Source organism: Comamonas sp. NyZ500 (assembly GCF_016772095.1).
Taxonomy (GTDB): domain Bacteria; phylum Pseudomonadota; class Gammaproteobacteria; order Burkholderiales; family Burkholderiaceae_C; genus Comamonas; species Comamonas thiooxydans.
In genome coordinates, this window is the sequence record NZ_JAEIJE010000005.1 from 24981 (window position 1) to 40064 (window position 15084).

The following is a 15084-nucleotide window of genomic DNA, read 5'->3' on the forward strand; positions in this document are numbered from 1 at the left end:
CGGGCTTGGCCCGGAGCAGGAATATGTTGTACCCACAGGAATTTGATGTGATCGTGGTCGGTGGCGGCCACGCCGGCACCGAGGCTGCGTTGGCCGCTGCGCGCATGGGCAGCAAGACATTGCTGCTGACCCACAATATCGAAACCCTGGGGCAGATGAGCTGCAACCCCAGCATCGGCGGTATCGGCAAGGGCCATCTGGTCAAGGAGGTCGATGCCCTGGGCGGCGCCATGGCCCTGGCGACAGACAAGGGCGGCATCCAATTCCGCATCCTGAACAGCTCCAAGGGCCCGGCCGTACGCGCCACGCGCGCCCAGGCCGACCGCATTCTGTACAAGGCCGCGATTCGCGAGATGCTGGAAAACCAGCCCAATCTCTGGCTCTTCCAGCAGGCCGTGGATGATCTGATGGTGGAGGGCGACCGCGTGGTCGGTGCCGTCACCCAGGTGGGTCTCAAGTTCCGCAGCCGCACCGTGGTGCTGACGGCGGGCACCTTCCTCGATGGCAAGATTCACGTGGGCCTGAACAACTATGCCGCAGGCCGTGCCGGAGATCCTCCGGCCGTGAGCCTGTCGGCACGCCTGAAGGAACTCAAGCTGCCACAGGGGCGCCTGAAGACCGGCACGCCCCCCCGCATCGACGGCCGCAGCATCGATTTCAGCCAGTGCGAGGAACAACCCGGCGACGGCATGCCTGGCGGCGTGAACGAGGGTGAAGTGCCTGTATTCAGCTTCATGGGCAACCGTGCCATGCATCCCCGGCAGATGCCTTGCTGGATCACGCACACCAATGCGCGCACGCACGAGATCATCCGCAGCGGCTTTGACCGCAGTCCCATGTTCACCGGCAAGATCGAGGGTGTAGGTCCGCGTTACTGCCCCAGCGTGGAAGACAAGATCAACCGTTTTGCGGACAAGGAAAGCCATCAGATCTTTCTGGAACCCGAAGGCCTGACCACGCACGAGTTCTACCCCAACGGGATCTCCACCAGCTTGCCGTTCGACATCCAGTACGAACTGGTGCGAAGCATGAAGGGTCTGGAGAACGCGCATATCCTGCGTCCCGGCTATGCCATCGAGTACGACTATTTCGATCCCCGCTCGCTCAAGAGCAGTTTCGAGACCAAGCAAATTCAAGGTCTGTTCTTTGCGGGTCAGATCAATGGCACGACCGGCTATGAAGAGGCGGCCGCCCAGGGCCTGTTCGCCGGCTTGAACGCAGCGCTGCAGTGCCGTGGCGAAGGCCCCTGGATGCCGCGTCGTGACGAAGCCTATCTGGGCGTGCTGGTCGACGATCTGATCACCAAGGGCGTGACCGAGCCCTATCGCATGTTCACCAGCCGCGCCGAGTTCCGCCTGCAGTTGCGTGAAGACAATGCCGATATGCGCCTGACCGAAGCGGGCCGCCAGATGGGACTGGTCGACGATGCGCGCTGGGATTCCTTCAGCCGCAAGCGTGATGCTGTTTCACGTGAAACAGAGCGCCTCAAGTCCACCTGGGTGAACCCGCGCGTTGTGGCTGCGGAAGAGTCCGAGCGCGTGCTGGGCAAGGCCATGGAGCGCGAATACAACCTGTTCGACCTGCTGCGTCGCCCCGGAGTCGATTACGACAAGCTCATGGGCATGAACCAGGGCAAGTACGCCAGTGCCGATGTGCAGCCCGAGGCTCTGGGCGAGCTCAGCGCTCCAGTGATCGAGCAGGTGGAGATTGCCGCCAAGTACTCTGGTTATATCGACCGCCAGAAGGATGAAGTCGAACGTGCTGCACATTTCGAGCGCCTGCGTCTGCCGCTGGACTTCGACTACATGCAGGTGGCGGCACTTTCCTTCGAGGTGCGCCAGAAGCTGCAAAAGCACAGGCCCGAAACCCTGGGTCAGGCCTCGCGTATTTCGGGAGTGACGCCTGCCGCCATCTCGCTGCTCATGGTGCATCTGAAAAAAGGCGGCTTCAAGGGCTTTGCCAATCAGAACGAAGAGGCTTCCGCATGAGCCAGGTTTTGCGTACCCAACTGGAGCAGGGCGTTCAGGCACTGAAGCTGGAGCTGGCTCCGGCGCAGATCGATCTGCTGATGTCCTTCATGGATCTGCTGCAGAAATGGAACAAGGTCTACAACCTGACGTCGGTGCGTGATCCCCAGGAGATGCTGACGCATCACCTGCTCGACAGCCTGGCCGCCGTGCCCGCCTTGCTGCGGCATGTGAACCGCCTGCCGCTGGAAGAGGGCAAGCGCCTGCCGCTGCTGGACGTGGGCTCCGGCGGTGGTCTGCCCGGTGTGGTGTTTGCCATCTGCTGCCCGCAGATCGATGTGAACTGCGTGGATACCGTGGGCAAGAAGGCCGCTTTCATCCAGCAGGTGGCTGCAGCCTTGCGCCTGCCCAATCTGCGCGGCATTCATGACCGGGTGGAAAACCTCAAGACCCGGTATCCGGTCATCAGCTGCCGCGCCTTTGCGTCCTTGGTGGACTTCACCACCTGGTCGCGCAAGGCTCTGGCCGAGGACGGCATCTGGTTTGCCATGAAGGGCAAGCACCCAGATGAGGAAATTGCTGCGCTGCCTGCCGATGTGAAAGTGTTTCACGTGGAACCATTACAGGTTCCCGGCCTGGATGCCGAGCGCTGCGTGATCTGGTTGAAACTGGCTTCTTGAGCGGTAAAGCTTGGTCGGGCACTTTGTTTCCAAGGGGAGCAAAGTGCCTTTTTACATACTGTGTCAGGCAACATCTGTGCAATGCAGATGCGTCGGTCACGGCCCTCGCATAAACTTGCTGTTTTCCATCGCGCAGGGTTTGAATGTTTGGCATCTCTGATTACGGCGCTTTTGCAGCCGCCGTTACCGTCTTCTTGCTGATCCCTGGACCAGGCAATCTGGCCTTGATTACCTCCACGGGCAAGGGCGGATGGAGAGCCGGTGTCGCCTGCTGTCTGGGTGTGATGGCTGCCGACCAGGTGCTGATGTGGCTGGCTGTAGCCGGCGTGGCTGCGGTGCTGGCCGCCTATCCGGCGGCCTTCCATGCCGTGCAATGGGTGGGGGCGGCCTATCTGGCCTGGCTGGGCTACAAGCTGCTCACGGCCAAGCCTGGCGATGCGCCGGCCATTGAAATCCAGCCGCGCCAGTATTTCCGCCAGGGTGCTTTGATCACCCTGATGAACCCCAAGGCCATCGTGTTCTACATGGCCTTCTTTCCCATGTTCGTGGACCCGGCCCGGCATCAGGGCGCCATCACCTTTGGTGTGATGGCAGCCACGGTGGCAGCAATTACCTTTATCTACAGCGTCATCGTGGTGACGCTGACCACGGTGCTGGCCGAGCGCTTGCGTGCCAACCCGGCCGTGGTGAAGTGGCTGGAAAAAACAGCCGGTGTGTTTTTGATCGGTTTTGGCCTCAAGCTGGCCGCCAACTAAAAGAGAAGTTCAATGGCCAAAATTTTCTGCGTTGCCAATCAAAAGGGTGGAGTGGGCAAGACCACGACCACGGTCAATCTTGCAGCCGGTCTGGCCAAGGTCGGCCAGCGTGTGTTGCTGATCGACCTGGACCCGCAGGGCAATGCCACCATGGGCTCCGGCGTGGACAAGCGCGCGCTGGAGTTGACGGTCTACGATGTGCTGCTGGAAAACGCCAGCGTCAAGGAAGTGGCTCAGAAGTCCGAGCAGGTCGGCTATGACGTGCTGGGCGCCAACCGCGAGCTGTCGGGTGCCGAGATCGAGCTGGTCTCGCTGGAGCGCCGCAACGAGCGCCTCAAGACCGCTCTGCAGGCCGTGGCCGCCGACTACGACTTCGTGCTGATCGATTGCCCGCCTTCGCTGTCCATGCTGACTCTGAACGGTCTGTGCTCGGCGCATGGCGTGATCGTGCCCATGCAGTGCGAGTACTTTGCACTGGAAGGCCTGACCGATCTGGTCAACACCATCAAGCAGGTGCATGCCAATATGAATCCCGACCTGCAGATCATCGGTCTGCTGCGCGTGATGTTCGATCCGCGCACCACGCTGCAGCAGCAGGTTAGCGACCAGCTCAAGGAGCATTTCGGCGACAAGGTGTTCGATACCGTGATTCCGCGCAATGTGCGCCTGGCCGAAGCACCCAGCTACGGCCTGCCCGGCGTGGTGTTCGATGCCTCGGCCAAGGGCAGCAAGGCCTTTGTCGAGTTCGCCGAAGAGATGGTGCGCCGCATCAAGAAAATGTGAGTGTTTCACGTGAAACAGCTCCCAGTCTCCCATCCAGCCATCGCCAACCGTCATGACCTCTGAAGCACTGAACCCGCAGCATGTCTGGTTGCTGCCCGGCTGGCAGAACTCCGATCCCGGCCATTGGCAGAGTCTGTGGCAGGACCGGTATGGCTACCAGCGGCTGGAGCAGCATAGCTGGCAGCATCCGCTGCGCGGCGACTGGAGCATTCGCCTGCAGGAAACCGTGCTCGACGCTCCGGCTCCCGTCACCCTGGTGGCGCACAGCCTGGGCTGCGTGCTGGTGTCCTGGTGGGCGGCACATTCTCAGGTTGCCAGAAGCAAGGTGCGTGGTGCGTTGCTGGTGGCACCCGGCGACACCGAGCAGGAGAGTCTGCGCGGCGTCCTGCCGGGCTGGTCGCCCGTGCTGCTGCAAAAGTTGCCCTTCCCGTCGATACTGGTGGGCAGCGAGAACGACCCCAATTGCTCTGTAGCGCGCGCACAGGCCATGGCACAGGGCTGGGGTAGCCGTTTTGTGAATGCGGGCGCCGCAGGCCATATCAACACGGCCAGCGGACTGGGACTGTGGGAAGCCGGGCATGAGCTGCTGCTCTCCCTTTAAAGAAAGAATTCAGCAATGGTGACTAAGAAACCCAAGGGCCTGGGACGAGGTCTGGAAGCCCTGCTGGGCCCCAAGGTCAGTGAAGCAGAGCAGGCCGCTGCGAGCGGGCAGCAGGCCAATCTGCCGAGCAGCCTGGCGCTCAATGTGATGGTGGCCGGCCAGTACCAGCCGCGCACCCGTATGGACGAAGGTGCCTTGTATGAGCTGGCCGAGAGCATCAAGGCCCAGGGCATCATGCAGCCGATTCTGGTGCGCCAGCTCTCCAGGGGCGACAACGCTGGCAAGTACGAAATCATTGCCGGCGAGCGGCGCTTCCGTGCCGCGCATATCGCGGGTCTGTCCGAGGTACCGGTGCTGGTGCGCGAAGTGCCCGACGAGGCCGCTGCGGCCATGGCGCTGATCGAGAACATTCAGCGCGAAGACCTGAACCCGCTGGAAGAGGCGCAGGGGCTGGCCCGTCTGGTCAAGGAGTTCGGCCTGACCCACGAGCAGACCGCGCAGGCCGTGGGCCGCTCGCGCAGCGCCGCCACCAATCTGCTGCGTCTGCTGAATCTGGCCGAGCCCGTGCAGACCATGCTGATGGCCGGCGATATCGACATGGGCCATGCACGGGCGCTGCTGACGCTGGACCGTGCCACCCAGATCACGGCCGGCAACCAGATCGCGGCCAAGAAGATGTCGGTGCGCGAGGCCGAGTCGCTGGTCAAGAAAATCGGTGCAGAGTTCAATCTGACGCGCCAGAAAGCCAAGAAGGATGGCAAGTCGCGCGACGTGAAACGCATCGAGGAAGAGTTGTCCGACCTGCTCACGGCCGATGTCGAGGTGCGCATCAAGAAGACCGTGCGTCGCCACGGCAAGCAGCAGGAAATGGGCGAGATCGCCATCCAGTTCGGCTCGCTGGAGGAGCTCAACGGCATCATCGAAAAGCTGCGCGGCGAGGTCTGATTCTTCGAGCCAAGCAAAAAGAGCATCCTCTGGATGCTCTTTTTTTGCGCGCGCGCAGCGTTCAGCTGCGGTAGCCGGGGTCGATTCTGTCGAGCTTGCGCAGCAGAGCGGGCCAGGCAAACTGGCCGCCCATGCCGCCGGTCTGTACCTTCATGGCATGGGCGATGCCCTGCAGAATCTGCGGATCGACCTCGGTGAGTTCGGCGCCGCCGGACTGGGCAGAGATCTGGATCTGACAGGCGGACTCGAAGACGTACATGGACAGAAAGGCATCGGCAATCGTGGGGCCGCAGGTCAGCAGACCGTGGTTGCGCAGCATGAGGAAGTTGGCCTCGCCCATGTCGGCCAGCAGGCGCGGCTTCTCGTCCTCGCGAAAGGCCACGCCTTCGTAAACGTGATAGGCCAGGGACCCCAGGACAAAGGTGCTTTGCTGGCTGATGGGCAGCAGACCTTGCTTCTGGGCCGCAACGGCCACGCCGGCACGCGTGTGGGTATGGATCACGCATTGCGCATCGGCACGCGCCTCGTGCACGGCGCTGTGGATGACGAAGCCGGCCGGGTTCACGGGGAAGGGCGAGTCCATGAGCTTGTTGCAGCTCAGGTCCACCTTGATCAGCGAGGAGGCCGTGATTTCGTCGAACATCAGCCCGTAGGGGTTGATGAGAAAGTGATGTCCGAGGCCCGGCAGCCGCGCGCTGATGTGGGTGAAGACCAGATCGCTCCAGCCGTACAGCGCCACCAGCCGGTAGCAGGCGGCCAGATCCACGCGCAGCTGCCACTCTTCGGGGCTGACCAGATGCTGCACGCTGGGGATGTTCAAGGGCTCTTGGCTCACGGGCGACTCTCCTTCATCGTTGATTCGATGAATGTAGAGACTCGCGCGCCAGCGGTCTGTTGGCTAGGCGACAGAAGTTTGGAAATACGGATTACGCCAATTCAGATCAGGCATGGTGTGCTCTCGATGGAAATGACGGCTGTGTCTTCCTGTTCGCGTAAGTAGCTGGAAATAAAAAAGGAGCTTGCAGCGCAAGCTCCTTTTGATTTTCAGATCGCTTCTATATGGAAACAGCAGCAGATCAGGCGAAAGCCGCTATCAAAAGCGCTTACTTGATCTGGCCGCGCGACAGGTCCTGGATCATGCGGGCGGCCAGATACAGGCGCGGTGCGATGGTGTTGATCTGCACGTATTCGGCATCGTTGGAATGCGCGCCATAGCCCGACAGGCCGAAGCCCTCGATCACGCCGCCCTTGGCCTTGAGGGCCGCGAAAGCCGCATCCGTGCCGCCACCCGTGGCCTTGTCCATGACCTTCATGGGCAGCTTCAGCTCCTGCTCATAAATGCCCTGGGCATGGGCGGCCAGCTTGCGTGCCGTGGCATTGGCCTCCAGCGGCGGGCGGCGCACTTCGAATTTCAGCTCCACCTTGCTGGCGGGGAGCAGCTTGTTGCCGATCTTGTCCTGCATGGCTTTTTCCAGCGCCGTGAAGTCGGCCACGCGCAGCGCGCGGGCATCGGCCTGGGCCGTGGCTTCGGCGGGCACCACATTGCGGTTGGTGCCGGCCTTGGACACCGTCCAGTTGAGCTTGAGGCCGTCCTGGGGCTGGGACAGATCCTTCATCTGCAGCAACTGATGCGAGAGCTCGTACAGCGCATTCACGCCGTCTTCGGGCTTGGCGCCCGCATGAGATGCCTTGCCCGTGACCTTGAGGTAGGCGGCGCCGATGCCGCTGGTGGCCAGGCGCAGGCTGCCGTCGGTGCCGCCGCCTTCAAAGCTGAACACAGCGTCCTGCTCGGCCCCCAGTCGGGTGATGGTGCTGCGTGCTCCGGGCGAGCTGATTTCCTCGTCGCCGTTGATCAGCACCGTGAGCGTACCGTAGTCCTCGATGCCCAGCTTCTTGAGCAGGGGCACGATATGCATGATCAGGGCCACGCCCTGCTTGTCGTCGGCAATGCCCAGGCCATAGGCCTTGTCACCGTCGATGCGAAAGGGCTGGTCCTTGATCATGCCGGGCAGATAGACGGTGTCCATATGCGCGATCAGCATGATGCGGCTGCTGCCCTTGCCCTTGAATTCGGCATGCACCATGGGGCCGACTTTCTCGGGCGTGTCATCAAGGCGGTAGATGTCGCTGGGCTCGATCACCTCGACCTTGCCGCCCTGGGCGCGCAGCTTGCCGGCGATGTACTCGGCGATCTTCTTCACACCCGCCACATCCTTGCTGCCGGACTCGATATGCACCAGATCACGCAGCGTATCCAGATAGGGCTGCTGCTCCTTTTTCGCATGCTCCAGCCATTCGGCCTGAGGGGCAGCCTGGGCAGAGCCGAAGGCCAGCACCAGGGCCAGGGGCAGGGCGCGCAGCAAAGGGGCAGAGGGCGTGTTCCAACGCATAGAAATTCTCCTTGGGGGCGGGCCGCTCCCGGATAGGGCCGCGGCAGGAAAGCGGCGTGATGCGCCGCCGAGGGAATTCAGCTTAGCAGCCGTGTTTGCGGCCTCCGGGCTGCCGGCCTAGGGATAAATACCAGGGTAACTTGATCTCTCGCGCCGACAAAAAAGCCCTGCAGCTTGCGCGGGCAGGGCTTGGTGGGTTGCGCCGTTTGCTCAGGCCGCCGCCAGATGGGATTTGGTCTTTTTGCTCACTCCGTCGCCGACGATGACGGCCGAGACCACAGACAGTACAAGCGCAATCGCCGAGCCGTAGAACACGGCGTTGGTCATCTGGTGGTCCAGCATGTATCCGAAGACCGGCGCCGCCAGGCAAAAGCCCAGATCCAGGCCCGAATACACCGTGCCGTAGACGCGGCCCGTGGCGCCGGGGGGCGCTGCGCGCTTGATCAGCATGTCGCGCGAGGGGCCGGCCAGGCCCGTGCCCAGACCGGCGACTGAGGCCACGACCACCGCCGCCATGCCGGGCAGCCAGCCCGTTCCGACGACAAACAGCAACAGGCCCGAGCCCAGCATGCAGATGGAGATCACCTTCTCCAGCCGCTGCACGCGGCCAACCAGAAAGCCGCCCACGACCATGCCGGCAGCGCCGCACAGCATATAGCCGGTGACGATCAGCGCCGTCACGGAAAGCGGCAGGCCGTACATGGATTGCAGGGCCGGGCTGGCAAAGCTCTGAATGGCACTGAGCGCGCAGGTGCTCCAGAAGAAGAAGGAAAAGCACAGCCACACCGATGGCAGCTTCATGAAGGCCATGGGGTGTTCCTGAGGTGCGGCAATGGCTCCGGCGGCCGGCTTGGCGGCAGCTCCGGCGGATTCGGCGCGATCATCGAGCGCGTCGCGGTTGAAGACCATGATGGCCAGCACCACGGCTGCGCAGAGGGCTCCGCCCAGGCAGGCCAGGCGCCAGGAGCCCGTGGCCGTGGTGATGCCCGCCATGAACAGCGGCGCCAGCGCCCAGCCTAGATTGCCGGACAGGCCATGAACCGAGAACGCATGGCCTATGCGCTGCTGCGACACGCGCTTGTTGAGGATGGTGAAGTCCACGGGGTGGAAGGGCGCATTGCCCAGGCCCGCAAAAAAGGAGGCTGCCAGCAGCATGCTGTAGCCTTGGGCCGTGCTGGCAATCAGGCCTGCCACCACAAAGCTGCCGAGGGCGGCAAACAGAATCGGGCGTGCGCCAAAGCGGTCCACCGCAAAGCCGGCCAGTGCCTGGCCGGTGCCGGAAACAATGAAGAACAGCGAGACCATGACGCTGAGCTCGGCATAGCTGTAGCCGAAGTCCTTGATCAGCCAGGGAAACAACGGCGGCAGCAGCAGATGGAAGAAATGCGACGAGCCATGGGCCAGACCGATGAGGCTGATGGTGCGCGCGTCACTGCGCAGTGTCTCTGGCGCCTGGTTTTGAGGTGTTGTGGAGGCAGGGCGGTTCATATGTCGCATCTTAGGCAGACTGCTCGCGTCTTGTATGCGATAGTCTGCCAATTGCTATCGCAAGCCAGCCAACCATCATGTCCAGCCTCCACGACCCCGAGCCCCTGCGCGCAGGCAAGGCCAGCGCCTATGTGGAGACGCTGACACCCCATCTCTACATACCCACGGCACAGCGTCCGGTGCGGGCCAAATGCCGCTGGCTGGAGGCCGACACCCAGGTCAAGCCGCACCGTCATTCCTGGGGGCAACTGGCCATCTCCACCACGGGCACCATACGCCTGACGGTAGCGCAGGGCACCTATATCGTGCCGCCCTCGCGCGTGCTGTGGGTGCCGCCGGGCATGGAGCATGCCGTGACCATGGTGGAAAGCGCCGATCTGCGCACCTTGTACTTCTATCAGACCCAGGGGCGTTGTGGCCCCGATGTGGCCCCCGGCGAAGAGGCGGCCTGGCGCCAGTGCCGGGTGCTCAATGCCTCGGATCTGCTGCGCGCCGTGGTGCGCGAGCTGCCCACGCTGCCCGATGACAGCCAGCAACTGTGCGAGCAGGACAGGGCACGCGAGCACCATCTGAGCCAGCTCCTGCTCGACGAGCTGCGCCGTGCCAGTGCCGTGCAGCTGGGCGTGAACCTGCCCCAGGACAAGCGCTTGCGCCAGCTCTGCGAGGCCGTGCTGGCCGATCCCACGCGCTACGAGACGCTGGAGGACTGGGCGCGCGATACCGGGGCCAGTCCGCGCACGGTGGCGCGACTGTTTCGCCAGCAGCTGGAATGCAGTTTTACCCAGTGGCGCCAGCAGGTGGTGCTGGCCCATGCCGTCAGCCTGGCAGCGCGCAACTGGCCGATTCAGCGCATTGCGGCCGAGCTGGACTACAGTCCCAGCGCCTTCAGCGCCATGGTGCGCCGCACGGTGGGTATGCCTCCGGCACAATTTTTCGGCATGCATGCGCAAAATGTATAGCTGCTAGCGCTTTGTGCAAAAGGGTTTGAGGCTGTTCTTGTTATTTTGAGGGGCGGAGCCTCAAACAATATTTGCAGCGGCATGGAATGAAAGCTGCAAACCTGCGCTCATTAGCACCATGATCTTCTCCGCCGAGTCGCGCTACAACCAGTGGGTGCGCGAGCACTACCGCTTTTTGCTGCGCAGCGCCTGGGCGCTGACGGGCTCTCGCGCCACGGCCGAGGATGTGGTGCAGGATTGCTTCACCAGCGCCTGGCGCTTTCGCCACCAGCTGCGCGACCAGAGCATGGCCAGGGCCTGGCTGTTCCAGATCATGCGCCGCCATGCCTTCAGGCACTTCGATCCTGTGCAATCGCAGACCGAGTCTCTGGATGAAGCCTGCGAGCAGGGCGTGAATCATCACGATGCACTCGATGCGCAACTGGACGTGGTCAAGGCGCTGAGCCGCATTGCCCCCATCCATCGTGAAGTGCTGGTGCTTTACTACTTTGACGACATGCCCACGGCCCAGATGGCCGAGGCGCTGGATATTGCACCAGGCACCGTGCTCTCTCGCCTGGCGCGGGCACGTGAAGCGCTCAAGACGGCACTGCAGGAACCGGCGCGCCATCCCGCCGGGGCCGCCACTGAATCTTCCGCAGCTGCCAGCGTGATACCGCTGAGAAAGCGCGCACCATGAAACACCAAGACCGCCCCGAAGACACCGATTTCGACCTGCGTGCCCGTGCCGAGCTGGCGCTGGCTTTCGAGCCCGGCGAGCCGCCGGCCCATTTGCTGCGCCACACGCCATGGCATGCCCGTCGTGGCCTGCAGGCGCTGTGTGCCGCAGTGATCGTCGGCAGCGTCGCTGCGGGCAGCGTGCTGAGCCTGCGCCCGCCGCAGATGGTGCGCTCGGCCATCGAGCATGAGTATTACGAGCGCACGCTGCGTGGTCAGTTCATCCCGGAGGCCGAGATTGCCAGGCATATGGACTGGCCTGTCGACCAGAAGCTGCCTGGCTATACCCAGCTCATGCGGCCCTGCGACATCGACGGCAGTCGCGCCTATCACCTGACCACTTTCTTTGAAAAAGGCGGCATCGTTACCGTGCTGGCCTTCGAGCAGCCCCAGCGGATGGCCGACGGCCAGGGCTGGTGGGCCAACAGCTACTGGAAGGTGGTGCGTTCGAGAGAAGGCCGTCCGCTGGTGCTGATCGCACAGAAGAAACAGGCTCTGGCCGTGGCATCGCGCGCTCTGGGGGCCCCAGAGAAAGTCGATGGCTGAACCGGATTTTTCGCTCTGATCATTCACCAAAATTACCGAGGAGACCCCATGCAACAACCCACCTCTCTGCCACGTCGCCGCCTGCTCGCCGGTAGCGCCAGTGCGCTGGCTGCAGCCGGTCTGGCAAGCTTCCAGAGCCAGGCCATGGCACAGGCCGCTGCACCCGCAGCCAAGCCTCTACCTGGCTATGCCGGCTTCAAGAATGCCGATGCCGTGATCGTGCACAGCTCCACCACCATCGAGACCAAGCGCAGCGCGTTTGGCTCCAGCGTGGTCACGCCCACCAACCAGCTCTATGTGCGCAACAACCTGCCCACGCCTTCCGAGTCCATCGTGGCCGATCGCGATGCATGGGCGGTGCAGATTGATGGCGTGAAGAAGCCCGCCAAGCTGACCGTTGGCGAGCTCAAGAAGCTGGGCCTGGAAACGGTGACCATGGTGCTGCAATGCTCGGGCAATGGCCGCGCCTTCTTCCCCACCAAGCCCAGCGGTACGCAATGGACCGTAGGCGCTGCAGGCTGCGTGGTCTGGAGCGGCGTGCCAGTGCGCGAGGTGGTCAAGGCCCTGGGCGGCGTGGCCGACGGCATGGTCTACATGACGGGAACGGGCGGAGAGGTGCTGCCCGCAGGACTGGACCCCAAGAGCGTGCTGGTGGAGCGTTCCGTGCCTCTGTCGGCCATGGAGGACGCGCTGCTGGCCTGGGAGATGAACGGCGAGCCCGTGCCTCTGGCCCATGGCGGCCCGCTGCGCCTGATCGTGCCCGGCTACACCGGCGTGAACAACATCAAGTACATCAAGCAGCTGGCCTTTACCGTCAAGGAAAGCGAAGCGCACATCATGTCCCACGGCTACCGCATCTCGCCCCCCGGCAGCAAGGGCGACCCCAGCCAGCCTTCGGTGCAGGAAATGAGCGTCAAGTCCTGGATCAACAGCCCCATCCCCGAAGACGGCAACCAGGCCTCAGGCCTGGTGCAGATTCAGGGCGTGGCCTTCGGCGGCATGAACGCCGTCAAGGGGGTGGAAGTCTCCATCGACGGCGGCAAGACCTGGAAGCAGGCTCGCCTGATTGGCCCCGATATGGGCAAGTACGCCTGGCGCCAGTTCGTGCTGCAGGTACAGCTGCCCAAGGGTACTCACACCCTGGCCAGCCGCGCTACCGACGTCAAGGGCAATGTGCAGCCCGAAACGCGTGGTGAAAACCAGAGCGGCTACAACAACACCAGCTGGGCCGACCACGCCGTGACTGTCACTGTGGCCTGAGTGTCGCAATCACTGCCCATGCCCCGTGCCGGAAGAAGGGACGCAGGGCATGGGATCCAACCCCGATGCATCGCATTTCTCCAAGAACAATGATGAAGACAAACCACACCCTCGCCGCCCTGCTCTTGACCGCCTTTGCGGGCACTGCAGCCCATGCCGATCAGGCTGCCCAGATGGCGCGCGGCAAAGAGCTGTTCACCACTGCTGCAGTCCCTGCCTGCGCGGTGTGCCATACCCTCAAGGACGCTGGTGCGGAAGGTGCCATAGGCCCGGTGCTGGACGAGTTGCAGCCCGATGCGGCTCGCGTGGCGCGTGCTCTGAAGGACGGCATCGGCTCCATGCCCTCCTTCAAGGCCACAATGAGCGAAGCCGATATCGCTGCCGTTGCTCTCTACGTGAGCAAGGCCAGCGGCGGAGCCAAATAAAGCGTCTCAGCTGCGTTCTGCGCCATCCAGCGGAATGGCGTAGATCCATACCTTGTGGCGGCTATTGCCTTGCAGGCATACCGTCGCTTCCACGCCGGGCAGCTGGAAATCCAGGCTCACCAGCCAGCTGCCGGGCTGCATCTCGGTGGCAGCCTTGACAGCGGCGCGGCCCATGCTTTCGGGCCGCTGGAACAGATAGACCAGCTGATAGCCGCTCCAGTCGGCCAGCCAGATATCGCCACGCCGCACGCGTGCCCAGGGGCAGCGCAGGGCGCTGGCAATCGCCAGTGGCCAGCTCCATTCCAGACCATTGAGGCGGGCCTGCGGCAGCGCACTGCGCAGTGCGCGCAAGCCATCGCCCATGCCGCAGCCGGCATCCAGCACCAGCGCCTGCCCCGGCAACTGCACGACCTCTGCCAGTCCTTTGAGCGCATTTAACGGCGTTGGAAAGACGGGGGCATCACGCCAGGCATTGAGCGGGTAGATCAGCAGCAGCAAGGCCAGAGGCAGCAGCCAGCCCCAGGCGGGCAACTGGCTGGCGCTGAGCACCAGAAACGACAGCGGAAACCCGGCCGCAATGATGAGCCTGCGCCACCAGTTAGGCCCGTAGAGACTGGCCGCCGTGCTGAAGCCGCCGCCGACCAGCAGGGCCAGCCACCAGGGCAGCAGGCGCGCCAGACCCGCAAAAATCACCCAGGCCAGCAGCCAGACGAGCAGTGCAGGCAGAGGCCAGGTCGAGGCAAGCCATTTTTTTGTCATGAGTTTTGAAATGTATCCGTCATACACAGGCTCCACGACACCGAAGTGCAGGCAAGGCCTTGTCGGGATTTTGCATTTTGTGCGTGATCCCCCTCTTTGGTGGGGTATGCGTGTTGTCAACTCGTCGTAAAAATTACTGATTTTTGCTTATGTATACTTTTCGGCTTTCAGCGGCTGAGAATTCAGAGGAGACATCCATGCGCCTGCTCGCCCCCACCTTTTCATTGGCGGCTCTTGCATTGACAGCATGCGCGGTACAGACACCGCAGGAGCAGTTGGCACCTGCTTCGCCCACCGTGCGCCTGTGCGAAGGTAATAACTGTTCCGAGCTGCCGCGCAATGTCGCGACTTTCCGTGGCGAGCCCGTCAATCCCGAGGCAGAGCGCCGCCTGGCGGCACTGGTGCAAAAAGCCGAGGCCGATCCTCGCGCAGCCTATGACCTGGGACTGCGCTATCTGCGCGGCGATGGCGTGGAGCGCAACAGCTATCAGGCCATCGAATGGATGCGCAAGGCCGGCGATGCCGGTAACGGTCAGGCCCAGTTTGCATTGGGCCGTCTGTATCTGCTGGGCTTTGAAGAAATGGGCCCGGACCCCGCCGAAGCCGAGGCCTGGCTGTCGCGTGCTGCAGCCAAGGGCTTCAAGGAAGCCAAGCGCCTGCTGCCCCAGGCGCAAGCCGCCAAACAGAATGCTCATGCACGCTATCAGGCCATCGAGGATGAGCGCAAGTCCTGGAATGGCTGGTATGTGGGCGCGCCCTACTACATGGTGTGGGGCTCGTCGGGTTGGTATTACCGCTGAGGCGCTGTG

At 63.0% G+C, this 15084-nt stretch carries 16 protein-coding genes; 12 read left to right on the forward strand and 4 right to left on the reverse strand.

From position 1 onward, the window contains the following. The first annotated feature begins 23 nt into the window (after positions 1 to 23). The 6 genes from mnmG (at position 24) to JAO85_RS09815 (ending at position 5731) form a co-directional block, all read left to right on the forward strand. Entirely contained in the window at positions 24 to 1988 is a 1965-nt protein-coding gene (gene mnmG, locus JAO85_RS09790) for a tRNA uridine-5-carboxymethylaminomethyl(34) synthesis enzyme MnmG (RefSeq protein WP_034382646.1), read from the forward strand. Then, positions 1985 to 2647 (forward strand): 16S rRNA (guanine(527)-N(7))-methyltransferase RsmG, encoded by a 663-nt coding sequence (gene rsmG / locus JAO85_RS09795; protein WP_012836558.1) that lies wholly within the window; start codon positions 1985 to 1987, stop codon positions 2645 to 2647. The genes mnmG and rsmG overlap by 4 nt, the downstream gene beginning before the upstream one ends. Positions 2648 to 2790: 143 nt before the next feature. Then, positions 2791 to 3402: a LysE family translocator gene (locus JAO85_RS09800; protein ID WP_034382649.1), complete on the forward strand. Its 612-nt coding sequence runs from the start codon at positions 2791 to 2793 to the stop codon at positions 3400 to 3402. 12 nt (positions 3403 to 3414) lie between these two features. Next, entirely contained in the window at positions 3415 to 4185 is a 771-nt protein-coding gene (locus JAO85_RS09805; protein WP_003059963.1) for a ParA family protein, read from the forward strand. Positions 4186 to 4237: 52 nt separating this feature from the next. Then, positions 4238 to 4786 (forward strand): alpha/beta hydrolase, encoded by a 549-nt coding sequence (locus JAO85_RS09810; RefSeq protein ID WP_034382651.1) that lies wholly within the window; start codon positions 4238 to 4240, stop codon positions 4784 to 4786. A gap of 15 nt (positions 4787 to 4801) precedes the next feature. Further along, positions 4802 to 5731, forward strand: coding sequence for a ParB/RepB/Spo0J family partition protein (locus tag JAO85_RS09815; RefSeq protein ID WP_003065276.1), 930 nt, complete (start codon positions 4802 to 4804; stop codon positions 5729 to 5731). A 61-nt stretch (positions 5732 to 5792) separates the two neighbouring features. On the opposite strand, the gene JAO85_RS09820 is transcribed toward JAO85_RS09815, so the two are convergent. The 3 genes from JAO85_RS09820 to JAO85_RS09830 all read right to left on the reverse strand — a co-directional run bounded on the left by JAO85_RS09820 (position 5793) and on the right by JAO85_RS09830 (position 9609). Then, a complete protein-coding gene (locus JAO85_RS09820; protein WP_202787990.1) occupies positions 5793 to 6566 on the reverse strand; it encodes a class II aldolase/adducin family protein in 774 nt (257 codons plus the stop codon). A 268-nt stretch (positions 6567 to 6834) separates the two neighbouring features. Continuing rightward, positions 6835 to 8121 (reverse strand): M20/M25/M40 family metallo-hydrolase, encoded by a 1287-nt coding sequence (locus tag JAO85_RS09825; RefSeq protein ID WP_003065272.1) that lies wholly within the window; start codon positions 8119 to 8121, stop codon positions 6835 to 6837. A gap of 210 nt (positions 8122 to 8331) precedes the next feature. Next, a complete protein-coding gene (locus JAO85_RS09830; RefSeq protein WP_054073418.1) occupies positions 8332 to 9609 on the reverse strand; it encodes an MFS transporter in 1278 nt (425 codons plus the stop codon). 77 nt (positions 9610 to 9686) lie between these two features. Between JAO85_RS09830 and JAO85_RS09835 the strand changes: the two genes are divergently transcribed. The 5 genes from JAO85_RS09835 to JAO85_RS09855 all read left to right on the forward strand — a co-directional run bounded on the left by JAO85_RS09835 (position 9687) and on the right by JAO85_RS09855 (position 13516). Then, on the forward strand, positions 9687 to 10568 hold the full coding sequence (locus JAO85_RS09835) for a helix-turn-helix domain-containing protein (protein ID WP_202787991.1): 882 nt from the start codon (positions 9687 to 9689) through the stop codon (positions 10566 to 10568). 118 nt (positions 10569 to 10686) lie between these two features. Further along, positions 10687 to 11247 (forward strand): RNA polymerase sigma factor, encoded by a 561-nt coding sequence (locus tag JAO85_RS09840; protein ID WP_012836565.1) that lies wholly within the window; start codon positions 10687 to 10689, stop codon positions 11245 to 11247. Beyond that, complete coding sequence (locus JAO85_RS09845) at positions 11244 to 11831, forward strand: hypothetical protein (RefSeq protein WP_034382659.1); 588 nt, start codon at positions 11244 to 11246, stop codon at positions 11829 to 11831. The genes JAO85_RS09840 and JAO85_RS09845 overlap by 4 nt, the downstream gene beginning before the upstream one ends. 48 nt (positions 11832 to 11879) lie before the next feature. Then, positions 11880 to 13091 (forward strand): sulfite oxidase, encoded by a 1212-nt coding sequence (locus JAO85_RS09850; protein ID WP_012836567.1) that lies wholly within the window; start codon positions 11880 to 11882, stop codon positions 13089 to 13091. A gap of 89 nt (positions 13092 to 13180) precedes the next feature. Further along, entirely contained in the window at positions 13181 to 13516 is a 336-nt protein-coding gene (locus tag JAO85_RS09855) for a cytochrome c (protein ID WP_034382662.1), read from the forward strand. Between the two features lie 6 nt (positions 13517 to 13522). Here the strand turns inward: JAO85_RS09855 and JAO85_RS09860 are convergent, their stop codons facing one another. Continuing rightward, positions 13523 to 14275, reverse strand: coding sequence for a class I SAM-dependent methyltransferase (locus JAO85_RS09860; protein ID WP_012836569.1), 753 nt, complete (start codon positions 14273 to 14275; stop codon positions 13523 to 13525). 197 nt (positions 14276 to 14472) lie between these two features. Here JAO85_RS09860 and JAO85_RS09865 point away from each other — a divergent pair, with 197 nt between their 5' ends. Beyond that, entirely contained in the window at positions 14473 to 15075 is a 603-nt protein-coding gene (locus tag JAO85_RS09865; protein ID WP_003065258.1) for a tetratricopeptide repeat protein, read from the forward strand. The last annotated feature ends 9 nt before the right edge of the window (positions 15076 to 15084 follow it).